Genomic DNA, 12,184 nt, shown 5'->3' with positions numbered 1-12,184 from the left:
CAAGTTCGCGCAGTGACCTATGAGGTGGCAGGCAAGGAGAAAACGGTCTTTACCTCCCTGCCCGTGGCGCGATTCAGCGCAGCTCAGGTGGCGACCCTGTACCACGAGCGCTGGGAAATCGAGCTGGGATACCGGGATATCAAAAGCGCGATGCAGCACAACGCCATCACGCTGAGAAGCAAGAAAGTGGACTTGGTCTATCAGGAGCTGTGGGGATTGCTGCTTGGATACAATTTGGTCAGGCGGGAGGCCAGCCAGGCCGCCGTAGCCCATCAGCGAGCGCCCAATGAGGTGAGCTTTAAGTTTGCCTGTCATTTCATCGCGAACCAGATGGCAGTGATGGCGGGCGCGTTATCGCCAGCCCATACGCCACGGAGGTTAGCGGAGTTGCGGGGCTGCATAGGCGTCATGTTCATAGAAAAACGCCCCAGGCCATCGAGACCCAGGGCGGTGAAGATATCAAAGACCCGTTTTCCGGTAAATCGCAATGCGGCTCCGCTTAAGTGAACAGCATTGCGGCCTGGCCGGGGTGTTTGTCATTTCACTTCCACTTCGAATCGGGCCACAACCCGAGCCGGAATGGCTTGCTGATTCTGCTCCGATGGCCGGTAGCGCAGCTGCGCCAGCCCGGAGATGGCGATGAGATCCAGCACGCCGGGCGGCTGGGACTCCAGTACCTCTGGGCTGAACAACGTGCCATTGGAATCGATGAGGTAGCGAAGGGTCACATACCCCTTGACCGGCCTCTTCGCCGGCAGCCCCCCGACCGGGTTAAACCTGATGGCATCCCCCACCAACACCCAGTATTCGGGCAGCGTTTCCCAGGTGACATCCACCGGAGGCCGATTCAGCTTGGCGGTGGGGCTGGCACAGCCCCCGAGCAGGGCCAGGGCGGCCCACAGCAACAACCCTTTCACACGCACTGACATTCCCTCTTCGTTGTATCGCTCGACTCCATGAGCGACGCGCCAGTGTCAGGCAAAGGGGCTCATCCGGGAAGCCCCCATCTGGCAGGCAAAAAAAAAAGCCAACCCCGGAGGGCTGGCCTTGTGATCTCTCACGGCTCAGGCGCGCTTGTCGCTTACCACCAGCCAGAGGGCATGAACCATGCCGGGCAGACCGCCCAGCAGGGTCAGCACTATGTTGATGAGGAAATGGAGGCTGAAGCCTACCTGGATAAAGGCGCAGACCGGGGGGAGAAAGATGGCCAGCAGGATCTTGAGCAGATTGTTCATCGGGATTCCTCGTGTAAACAGCGCTTGGGGTTGGCCTAACCATAAACACCCAAGGCCTCAACTGCAAACCAGACAGGGGATCCGCTCTCCTCCTTTCCGCCAGGCGTTGAGGTCGTGAACCATCTGGTTGCTGCTGCCGCGCCAGAGCAGACCGGGATCCGCCAGGGCCTTCTCGAACCTGCCATCCACCAGCACGTCCAGCAAGGCCACCAGCTCCCGCTGGGCCGGGCTGAGATCGGCCAGCAGATAGCCGGTCCAGCACCAGATGTCCTTGCCGGGGCACTCGGTTCGCACCCGCTTCACCAGCGCCAGCACATGCGGCACGTTGGCGGGGTGGAGCGGATCGCCGCCGGAGAGCGACAGTCCGCGCCGCTTGATGCGGCTGTCGTTGAGATCGTGAATGATGCGATCGCTCATCGCCTCATCGAACGGCTTGCCCCCATCGAGCCGCCAGGTGCTCTGGTTGTAGCAACCGGGGCACTGGTGCTCGCAACCCGACACGAACAGGGTGGCGCGGGTGCCGGGGCCGTTGATCACATCGACCGGGTAGTACTGGTGGTAGTGCATTCGAGTTCTCTGGGTTAACGGCCAACCCCCTCCCAACCTCCCCCTTCGAAAGGGGGAGGAGCTTCTTTGCCCCCTCCCCTGCCAAGGGGAGGGCTGGGGTGGGGTCTGCTCGCTTACATATGCTTGACCCGGCGTTTGACCTCTTCCTGCTTGCCCGCGTTGAAGGGGCGCGCATCCGGGCTGCCGAGATAGCCGCACACCCGGCGGGTCACCGACACCTTGGCCGGGTCATGGTTGCCGCAGCGCGGGCAGGTGAAGCCCTTGGAGGTGCACTCGAACTCGCCGGTGAAGCCGCAGTCGTAGCACTCGTCGATGGGGGTGTTGGTCCCGTAATAGGGCACCTTGTCATAGCTGTAGTCCCAGACGTTCTCCAGCGCCTCCAGGTTGTGCTGGATGTTGGGGTACTCGCCGTAGCAGATGAAGCCGCCGCTGGCGATGGGCGGATAGGGCGCCTCGAAGTCCAACTTGTCGTAGGGGTTCACCTGCTTCTCCACGTCCAGGTGGAAGCTGTTGGTGTAGTAGCCCTTGTCGGTCACCCCGGCCACCACGCCAAACTCCTTGGCATCGATGCGGCAGAAACGGGTGCAGAGGTTCTCGCTCGGGGTGGAGTAGAGGCTGAAGCCGTAGCCGGTCTCCTCCTTCCACTCGTCGGTGGCCGCCTTGAGCCGCGCGATGATGGCGATGGCCTTCTGGCGCAGGGTCTCGCTGTCGAACAGGTGGACGTCGGTGCCATAGAGGGCGTTGATGGTCTCGTGTACCCCGATGTAACCCAGCGAAATGGAGGCGCGGCCATGTTTGAAGATCTCGCTGATGTTGTCATCGGCCTTGAGGCGCACACCGCAGGCCCCCTCCATGTAGAGGATGGGTGCGACCCGGGCCTTGACCCCGTCCAGGCGCTTGATGCGGTACATGAGCGCTGTCTTGGCCACTCGCAGGGCGGCATCCAGTTTGTCCCAGAAGTCCGCTTCATCGCGGGATTTCAGGGCAATGCGCGGCAGGTTGAGGCTCACGACCCCCAAGTTGTTGCGCCCCTCGTGGACCAGCTCGCCATTCTCTTCAAAGGCACCGAGGAAGGAGCGGCACCCCATGGGGGTCTTGAAGGAGCCGGTCACTTTGACCACCTGGTCGTGGTTGAGGATGTCCGGGTACATCCGCTTGGAGGCGCACTCCAGCGCCAGCTGCTTGATGTCGTAGTTGGGATCCCCCTGCTTGTGGTTCAGGCCATCCTTGATGGCGAACACCAGTTTCGGGAAGACGGCGGTCTTCCTGTTCTTGCCAAGGCCGGCGATGCGGTTGCCTAGGATGGCGCGCTGGATGAGGCGCGATTCCCAACTGTCCCCCAGGCCAAAGCCGAAGGTGACGAACGGCGTCTGACCGTTGGCGGTGTGCAGGGTATTGACCTCGTATTCGAGGGACTGGAAGGCGTCGTGGCACTCCTTCTCGGTGCGAGCCATGGCGTAGGCGTCCACATCCTGGATCCCCCACTCCTCGGCCACCTCCCGGTGCTTGTGCCAGCTGATGGTCACATAGGGTGCCAGCACTTCATCGATGCGGTTGATGGTGGTGCCGCCATAGATATGGCTCGCCACCTGGGCGATGATCTGGGCGGTCACCGCGGTGGCGGTGCTGATGGATTTTGGGGTGTCTATCTCCGCGTTGCCCATCTTGAAGCCGTGGGTCAGCATCCCCTGCAGATCGATCAGCATGCAGTTGAACATGGGGAAGAAGGGGGAGTAGTCGAGATCGTGGAAGTGCAGGTCGCCGCTCTCGTGGGCCTGCACCACGTCACGGGGCAGCATGTGACTGATGGCGTAATGCTTGGCGACGATGCCCGCCAGCAGGTCACGCTGGGTCGGGATCACCTTGGAGTCCTTGTTGGCGTTCTCGTTGAGCAGGGCCGCGTTGGTCTGCTCCACCAGGCCGCGGATCTCCTGGGCCAGGCGACCCCGGGCCTCGCGGGCCTGATCACGGTCGTGACGGTATTCGATGTAGGCACGGGCGATGGCCTTGTCGTCGGAGGCCATCAGGTGGTTCTCGACCCGGTTCTGGATCTCGTGGATGTCTACCTCCCCTCGCCCCTCCAGCTCCTGGCTGACAGCGGCGGCAATGCGCTCTGCCAGCGCCGGACTGGCCTGATTGACCGCGGCCGCCGCCCGGCTGACCGCATCGCGGATCAGTTGGCCATTGAATGGTGCACGACATCCATCGCGTTTGATCACTACCGGTTTCATCGATTTTCCCCGTATTGAAAGACCTGGTGGCCACCCTCGGCTCACCCTCGTTGAGTCCCCTTCTCCACGCCCGTCCCCGGCGCAAACAAGGTCAGCCAAGGCTTGAAACACCTGGGCTGACACTGAGAGGGTGACCACTTATGCACAGCTTTATAACACTATATATGGGTATTTTTTTTATGATTAACCCTATATGTGGGGTCTATTAGGCACCAAAGCGGTACCCTGTTTCTTGATCCAGAACAGGTTTTGGAAGGAGTGGGGCAGTTCACGACCAGCGCCAAAAGAGACTATCTCTGTACATCCCAGACGGGATGCGGGCTCCCGCCCGGCAAGGGATAAAAAGAGAGGGGCACGCCTTCCGACAACAATTGACCGAGGCGCCAGAGAGCGGGAGAGCACATACTGGGGAACAGTCTGTCCCTTGCGGAAAACACACGTGACCAAGGTCTTGCTCCTGCTCTCTCTCCTCTCCCTCCCGCTGCTGGCCGCCGAGATCCTGGTGATCAGCAGCTATCACCAAAGCAACCAGTGGGATCAGAGCTACAGTGCCGGCCTCGAGAAACACCTCAAGCAGGCGCATAACCTCGGCTATCTCTATCTGGACACCAAGCGCCAGCCCGGCCAGACCCGTGACGAACTGCTCGCCAAGGGAATGGCCGCCTACCGGACCCATCAGCCGGCGCAGGTGATCCTGGGGGATGACAACGCCATCAACGCCCTCGCCCGACCCATCGCCGCCCGGGGAACGCCCATGGTGTTTCTCGGGATGAACGAGAATCCGCGCTCCAAGGGGCTGGTCGGCCACCCCCTGATCACCGGCGTACTGGAACGCCCCCTGCTCAAGCGCAGCATCAGCGAGATGAGTCAGTTGATGGGAGGGCTGGAGCGTGCCCTGGTGCTGTTTGACGAAAGCGAGGTGTCCCGCACCGCCGTCGCCCACGAGTTCAAGGGGCGAGGCGAGCTGACGATCGGCCAGACCCGGGTCAGCAGCCGCCAGTTCACCGACTACGGACGCTGGCAGGAGGCAGTGCTCGCCAGCCGGGAAAATGGCTATCAGGCGCTCTTCCTCGGCCTCTACCACACTCTCACCGACGCTCAGGGCCAGCATGTAAGCGAGCAACAGGTACTGGCATGGACCAGCGCCAACAGTCCGGTGCCACTGTTCTGCTTCTGGGCCTTTGCAGTGGGCAGGGGAGCCGCCATCGGCGGTCTGGTGCTCGACGGCCACAGCCAGGGAGAGAGAGCCGCCGAACTGGCCAATGCCATCCTCTCGGGCACGGCGCCCGGCGCCCTCTCCCCCCGCGCCGCATCCCGCGGGGAATATCTGTTCAGCAAGAGCGAACTGGCACGCTGGCACCTGACGGCTCCCGATGCCTGGCAGGACAAGGTGAGCTACATCGAGTGAGCCCACCAACGACAAACCCGGCCAGTGGGCCGGGTTTGTCTGCTCAAACGTGCATCCTCAGGGCTGAATGGCCGCCTGCAACTCGGCTTCGGTCCAGATGGTGATCCCCAGCTCCTGGGCCTTGGCGAGCTTGGAGCCTGCCGCCTCCCCCGCTACCAGCACGTCGGTCTTGGCCGACACCGAGCCCGCCACCTTGGCCCCCAGGGCCTGCAGCGCCGCTTTGGCGTCGTTGCGGGACAAGGCGGTGAGGGTGCCAGTCAGCACGAAGGTCTTGCCGGCAAAAGGTTGATCGCTTGCCTCCTTCTTCTCGATGGCCGGCCAGTGGATGCCGGCGGCCAGCAGGGCCTCCAGCACCTCGATGTTGTGGGGCTGGCGCAGGAAGTAGTAGACGTGCTTGGCCACTATGTCTCCCACGTCAGGCACTTCCAGCAACTGCTCCACCGAGGCTGCGCGCAGGGCATCCAGGGTGAGGAAGTGGTTGGCAAGGTTCAAGGCGGTCGCCTCCCCTACTTCGCGGATCCCCAGGGCAAACAGGAAGCGGGGCAGGGTGGTGCTGCGGGCGGCATCGATGGCGGCCACCAGGTTGAGGGCCGATTTTTGCCCCATCCGCTCGAGACCGGCCAGCTGGATGGCGTTGAGGCTGAACAGATCCGCCGGGGTCTTCACCAGCCCCTTGTCCACCAGCTGCTCGACGATCTTGTCGCCGAGACCGTCCACGTCCATGGCGCGGCGGGCGGCGAAGTGCTTGATCGCCTCCTTGCGCTGCGCCTCGCAGAACAGGCCGCCGGAGCAGCGGGCCACCGCCTCCCCTTCCAGCCGCTCCACCGCGGAGCCACACACCGGGCACTGGGTCGGGAACAGGATTTCCCGGGCATCCGCCGGGCGCTGGGCCTCCACCACGGCCACGATCTGCGGGATCACGTCCCCCGCCCGGCGCACGATCACGGTGTCGCCGACCATGACGCCGAGGCGCGCGATCTCGTCCGCATTGTGCAAGGTGGCGTTGGAGACGGTGACGCCGCCGACGAACACGGGTTTGAGCTTGGCGACCGGGGTCACGGCGCCGGTGCGGCCGACCTGGAACTCGACGTTCTCGAGCAGGGTCATCTCCTCCTCCGCCGGGAACTTGTGGGCGGTGGCCCAGCGCGGGGCGCGGGCCACGAAGCCGAGCTCCCCTTGCAGGGCAATGTCGTCCACCTTGTAGACCACGCCGTCGATCTCGTAGGGGAGCTCGCCACGGCGGGCCAGGATGTCGTCATGGAAAGCTTGGCAACCGGCGGCGCCCTCTTTCAGCTTCACCTCGGAGCTGAGCGGCAGGCCCCAGGCCTTGAGCTGCATCAGGCGACCGTAGTGGGAATCCCCTAGGGCGTCGCCCCCAACTCCGACGCCGTAGGCATAAAAACTCAAACGGCGGTTGGCTGTAATTCGAGAGTCCAATTGCCTCAGACTCCCTGCAGCAGCATTACGTGGATTGACAAAAACTTTCTCACCTGACGCTGATGCTCGTTCGTTCAGATCAACAAAATCCTTCTTTCTCATGAAGGCTTCGCCACGAACCTCCAAACGTACAGGCCAATCCTTACCCTGAAGAGCCAGGGGGACAGATCTAATAGTTCGAACATTGTCAGTAATATTCTCCCCAACTCGGCCATCACCACGAGTTGCGGCTTGAACTAATATTCCGTTTTCATACAGCAAGCTAACTGCAAGTCCATCCAGCTTTGGCTCACAACAAAACTTCAAAGTACTAGTCGACTTTAAGCGCCCTTCAATACGATGAACAAAATCATCAAGGTCTTCATTATTAAAGACATTATCCAAACTGAGCATAGGAACTTCATGTGTCACTTGCCGGAACTCAGGCAAAGGTGCACTTCCAACACGTTGACTTGGAGAAGAAGGAGTTCGTAACGAAGGTTGCTGTTTCTCGATATCAAGCAGTTCACGCATCAGACGATCGTATTCGGCGTCCGGTACAGTGGGCTTGTCCAGCACATAGTACTGGTAGCCATAGTCGGTGAGCAGTTCACACAGTTGACGGTGGCGGGAGAGGGTATCGCTCATGGAAGAGTCTCGAAGTGTGATGGAACATTCAGTCTGGGGCACAAATAAAAATGCGGCACCGGGGTACCGCACTTTTCATGGTCAACGCCAGGAGCGCATCAGTCGCGGCTGGCCTCGTAGGCCGCCAGCTCGTGGCGATAGCGGGCGATGTCGTCGTCACTCAGCGGGCTGCGCGAGGCGTCGGTCAGCATGGCATCGAGATCGCTCGCCAGCTGATCCGCGGCCTGCAACATGTGCTCGAACGCGAAGGCCGCGTTGCTGCGCAAGGGCAGCTGCATGAAGAGGGACACACCCGGGGTGCTGAACTGCTCCATCCGGTACGGGTTGAAGGTGCCCGGCTTGACCATGTTGATCATGGAGAAGAGCACTTCGCCCTTGCCGCCGAGATCCTCGTGGCGGTGGAAGATGTCCATCTCGCCAAACTTGAAGCCAAGCGCCAGCAGGGAGGAGAGCAGGGTCGCCCCTTGCAGATCGTGGCCGGGACGCGCCATCAGGTTGATGACATAGACATCCTGCCAGATCTTCTCGACCGGGGCGGGAGCAGGCTCAGGCTCGACCGCGCGGATCGGCTCTTCGTAGACCGGCTCGTCATCGTAGGCGGGCTCTTCATAAGCCGGCTGGGCGTAGCGGGGAGCCTGCTGGGCAACCGGTGCCGGCTCGCGTGCACCGAAGGTCGGCGCCTGGGCATAGGCCGGCTCCACCAGCGGCTCTTCGTCCAGCGGCTGCATCATGGGCTCGCGCTGCGGACGGGAACGGTGTACCGGGGTACGGCGGATCACCTGGGCAGGTTTGCGCACCGGCGCGGCAGGGGCCTCTTCAACAGGGGCGGCAACCGGCTCGTCATAGTCCTCTTCTTCCTCATACACAGGCTGAGGGGGGACAGGGCGAGCGGCAGGCTTGCGCACCACGGGAGGCGGCAGATCGGCGTCGTCATCTTCATCATCGAAGGCGGGAACGGGGGCGACACGGCGGGGTTCGGGCTGACGGGCCTCGTCGCTGCGCAGTTTGGGCTCGGCACGACGGCCACCGCTCACCACACGCACCTGACCGATGCCATCGCTGTCGAAGGCGTCGTTGTCACGCTCACGGGACTTGGACTCCATCCGACCCAGGGGTTTCTCCTTGATCGGTGCCTGACGATTCTTTCTGTTGCTCCACAACCCGTGAATGAGCAATGCCGCGATGGCAATACCGCCCAGGGCAACCAAGATGTAACGCAATTCCTGCATTAGCTGCTTCTCTTTCTAGTTTTGCTCAGCCAAAGCGACGGCTTCACCGATATCGACCGACACTATGCGCGAAACCCCGGGCTCTTGCATCGTGACGCCAACCAGCTGCTCGGCCATCTCCATGGAGACCTTATTATGACTGATGTAAACGAACTGTACTGTGCTCGACATCTCTTTGACAAGAGAACAGAAGCGACCGACGTTCACTTCATCGAGCGGTGCATCCACCTCATCCAGCAGACAAAATGGTGCTGGATTGAGTCTGAAGATGGCGAAAACCAGCGCAAGGGCGGTTAACGCCTTCTCCCCCCCGGAAAGCAGGGCAATGGTAGCATTCTTCTTGCCCGGAGGTCTTGCCATGATGCTCACTCCGGCCTCCAAAAGATCATCCGAGGTCAGCTCAAGCCAGGCACTGCCCCCCCCGAACACTTTTGGGAACAGGGATTTTAAATCTTCATTGACCTTATCGAAAGTGTCGCGGAAGCGTATTTGTGTTTCTTTATCAATTCTTTTAATGGCTTGGCTCAAGGTGTCGAGGGCCTGCTCCAGATCCTGGCACTGATTTTCCAGGTAGCTTGAACGGGTTTTCGCCTCCTCATACTCCTCCAGTGCCGCCAGGTTGATGGCGCCAAGCGCCTCCACCTGCGCCTCCAGCGTCTGGATCTCCTGGCGCAGCTTGCCGCGATCAGCGGCAATCAGCACCGCCTGATCGAGGTCCACCAGGCGCACGCCCAGCTCTTCGAACTGCTCGTGCAGTCCCTGCCTGCGCGTCAGGTTGCGCTCGCGCTCGAGCCGCAGGGTCGCCAGCTTCTCCTGAATTTTCACCAGTTGCTTGTGATCGGTGCTTCTGGCCTGCTCCAGCTCGGTCAGCTGACGATCCAGCTCTGCGAGCCGTTGGTGACAGGCCAGTTGCTGCGCCTCAAGATTGCGCTGCTCGACCAGCAGGGGCGACAGATCCTGACTCGGAGCGGCCCCTGGCTCCTTGAGTTCCGCCAGCTCCAGGCCGAGACGGGCCAGCTCCTGCTCGCGCAGCGTGATGAGCTGGCGCTGGTTCTGCTGCTCCAGTTGCAACCGCTGGCAGGCCGCCTGCTGCTGCTCCCGGCGAAGGCGCGCCTCTTCCAGCGCCCGCTCCGCCCCGCTTACCTGCTCCTGGGCAAGCAGCAGCGCCTCGGCGAGTACCTCCCCCTGCTCCTGCTGCTCGCCAAGGGCCGCTTCATCCTGCTCAAGCCGCTCCCCGGCCGACGCCAGCCGCTGCGCCTCCTCAGCCTGCTCTTTATCGAGCCGGGCCAGCTCTTCCCCCAGCTGGCCCAGGCGCTGCAAGCGCTCCTGGCGCTGCCCCTCGCGCAGACTCCAGGCTTCGCGCAGTTGTTGCCACCGCTGCTCCTGCTCGCGCAGGGTGCGCTGAGCCAGCTCATGCGCTCCATGCTGCTGGGCCCGCGCTGCATCGGCGGCGACAAGCTGCTCGTCGAGTCTGTGCAGCGCCTCCCGGCCCGCGGCCAGCTCGGTGTGCAGCCGCTCACGCTCCCCGAGCAGCGCCAGCGTACCGAGGGCCATGCCCTCCCCCAGATCCGCCCAGTTGGGGCCGAACCAGTCGCCGGCGGGAGTGAGCAGCGACTCACCGGCAGAGAGGCTGTGCAGGCGGGACAGCGCCTCCTCCCTGCTCTCTGCCAGCCAGATGGCATTGAGGAAAGCCGGAATGTGCTCGCCCCCCAGTTGCGCCGCCAGGGTACCGGCCCTGGCTGGCTGAGCCGGGCCAATCCAGAGTCCGGGTTGCGCCAGGTTGCACTCGTCCGCCGGGATTGCGGTGAGCCAGCGGCCGAGCACCTTGTCCAGCCCCCGGGCCCACTCGGGGGGCACCTGCAGCCGATCCGCCAGGGTGGCGCCCGCCATCTGCTCCCCCAGGATCTGATCCAGGGTGGCGAGGCGCGCCTCCAGCTCGCGCAGCAGGCCCTGCTGGCGACCCTGCTCTGCCTTGAGTGCTTCATGGCGCGACACACCGGCCTGCCACGCCGCATCGGCTTCCTCATGGCGGGCGCGGGAGAGCGAGAGTTCCGCCGCCAGGGCATCGAGGGCCGGTTGCAGGTTCTCCCCCTCCCCGCCAAGGGGCCCGGCCTGTTCGTCTTCCAGCTTGAGGCGGGCAAGCCGGGTCTTGGCCTGCAGCTCCTGCAGGCCATTCACCTCGGCGCGGGTCTGGTTGAGCCGCCCCTGCAACTGGCCCAGCTGCTTCTGCCACTGCTGCTGACGCTGGCGCGCCTGCTCGAGCCGATCGCCCGCTGCCGCCCGCACGCTCTGCTGGTCGGTAAGCAACTGCTCACACTGCTCGAGGCGCGCCGACGCCACCTCCCCCTGCAACGTGCTGTCGCTCAGCTGTTCCAGCTGGCCGGCCAGCTGGGCCTTGAGGCCGTCGATACGCTCGCCGAGGGACTGCCGCCTCGCCTGCCAGTCGCGGCCAAGCTCGCTCTGGTGCAGTTGCTGCTGCTCGAGGCGGGCGATGGCTTGCCCGCCGAGGAAAATCTGCTGCTGGCGGCTCGCCTGCTCGGCCTGCGCCTCCTGGCGGGCCACCGACAGGGTGACGTGACGCCCCTCGTCGGCGGTGCGCTTGGCATCGAGTGCCGCCAGCGCCTGCTCGGTCTGGGCCAGTTCGGTCTTGGCTTCGCCAAGACGTGTCTCCAGCGCCCACAGTTCCGAGCCGATCAGCTCCGCACGAGCGGCACGTGATCGACTCTTGAGCTGCTTGTAGCGCTCGGCGGTCTCGGCCTGGGCCTTGAGATGTTCGAGGCGCGAGCCCAGTTCGCTACGGATATCGCCGAGACGTTCCAGGTTCTCCTGGGTATGGCGGATGCGCTGCTCGGTCTCGCGGCGCCGCTCCTTGTAGCGGGAGACCCCGGCGGCCTCTTCCATGAACAGCTTGAGATCGGCGGGGCGGGACTCCACCAGCCGGCTGACGGTGCCCTGTTCGATGATGGCGTAACTGCGAGGCCCAAGGCCGGTGCCGAGGAAAAGATCGGTCACATCCTTGCGGCGGCACTTCTGGCCGTTGATCTGGTAGTGATTGGAGCCGTCGCGCAGCACTTCGCGGCGCACCGAGATCTCGGTAAAGCGGCCGAACTCGCCGGGTACCCGGTTGTGGGGATTGTCGAACACCAGCTCCACCGAGGCGCGGCCATGGGCGCTGCGGTTGATGGAGCCGTTGAAGATGACGTCGGTCATGTTCTCGCCGCGCAGATGGCGGGCGGAGCTCTCCCCCAGCACCCAGCGCACGGCGTCGATGACGTTGGATTTGCCGCAGCCGTTGGGGCCCACCACGGCAGTCATGTCGGCGTTGAGTTCGATGCGGGTCGGCTCGACAAACGACTTGAAACCGGCGAGTTTGATCAATTTCAGACGCATGGCGGCCTATGTGGGTAACGAAATAAAGAGGAGGCGGGCAGGCGACTTTACCAAATCAAA

General features: G+C 63.1%; 9 protein-coding genes. 2 read left to right on the top strand and 7 right to left on the bottom strand.

The features are described from left to right. Positions 1 to 507 (top strand): transposase (locus PG879_RS06870; RefSeq protein ID WP_270829931.1); only part of this gene is annotated, 507 nt, incomplete at its 5' end. 29 nt (positions 508 to 536) lie between these two features. Here PG879_RS06870 and PG879_RS06865 read toward each other — a convergent pair. From PG879_RS06865 to nrdD, 4 genes are all read right to left on the bottom strand, one after another. Further along, complete coding sequence (locus PG879_RS06865; protein ID WP_246875623.1) at positions 537 to 929, bottom strand: energy transducer TonB; 393 nt, start codon at positions 927 to 929, stop codon at positions 537 to 539. A 135-nt stretch (positions 930 to 1,064) separates the two neighbouring features. Next, positions 1,065 to 1,235, bottom strand: coding sequence for a YqaE/Pmp3 family membrane protein (locus PG879_RS06860; RefSeq protein ID WP_010673454.1), 171 nt, complete (start codon positions 1,233 to 1,235; stop codon positions 1,065 to 1,067). A gap of 57 nt (positions 1,236 to 1,292) precedes the next feature. Continuing rightward, positions 1,293 to 1,802, bottom strand: coding sequence for an anaerobic ribonucleoside-triphosphate reductase-activating protein (nrdG, locus tag PG879_RS06855; RefSeq protein ID WP_048208156.1), 510 nt, complete (start codon positions 1,800 to 1,802; stop codon positions 1,293 to 1,295). A gap of 113 nt (positions 1,803 to 1,915) precedes the next feature. Next, on the bottom strand, positions 1,916 to 4,033 hold the full coding sequence (gene nrdD / locus PG879_RS06850; protein WP_010673452.1) for an anaerobic ribonucleoside-triphosphate reductase: 2,118 nt from the start codon (positions 4,031 to 4,033) through the stop codon (positions 1,916 to 1,918). Between the two features lie 439 nt (positions 4,034 to 4,472). Here nrdD and PG879_RS06845 point away from each other — a divergent pair, with 439 nt between their 5' ends. Next, the gene (locus tag PG879_RS06845) at positions 4,473 to 5,441 is read left to right on the top strand and encodes an ABC transporter substrate-binding protein (protein WP_210601669.1); all 969 of its coding nucleotides are present in this window, start codon (positions 4,473 to 4,475) and stop codon (positions 5,439 to 5,441) included. A 57-nt stretch (positions 5,442 to 5,498) separates the two neighbouring features. On the opposite strand, the gene ligA is transcribed toward PG879_RS06845, so the two are convergent. The 3 genes from ligA to PG879_RS06830 form a co-directional block, all read right to left on the bottom strand. Next, positions 5,499 to 7,505, bottom strand: coding sequence for an NAD-dependent DNA ligase LigA (ligA, locus tag PG879_RS06840; RefSeq protein ID WP_210601670.1), 2,007 nt, complete (start codon positions 7,503 to 7,505; stop codon positions 5,499 to 5,501). Between the two features lie 98 nt (positions 7,506 to 7,603). Further along, the gene (gene zipA, locus PG879_RS06835) at positions 7,604 to 8,734 is read right to left on the bottom strand and encodes a cell division protein ZipA (RefSeq protein WP_210601671.1); all 1,131 of its coding nucleotides are present in this window, start codon (positions 8,732 to 8,734) and stop codon (positions 7,604 to 7,606) included. A 15-nt stretch (positions 8,735 to 8,749) separates the two neighbouring features. Continuing rightward, positions 8,750 to 12,124, bottom strand: coding sequence for an AAA family ATPase (locus tag PG879_RS06830; protein WP_210601672.1), 3,375 nt, complete (start codon positions 12,122 to 12,124; stop codon positions 8,750 to 8,752). Between the last annotated feature and the right edge of the window lie 60 nt (positions 12,125 to 12,184).

It is taken from the genome of Aeromonas sp. QDB63, from assembly GCF_027707425.1.
In the GTDB taxonomy this organism is placed as follows: Bacteria; Pseudomonadota; Gammaproteobacteria; order Enterobacterales; family Aeromonadaceae; genus Aeromonas; species Aeromonas caviae.
Note: the sequence above shows the minus strand (reverse complement) of the source record. Positions and strands in the feature narration are given on the sequence as shown.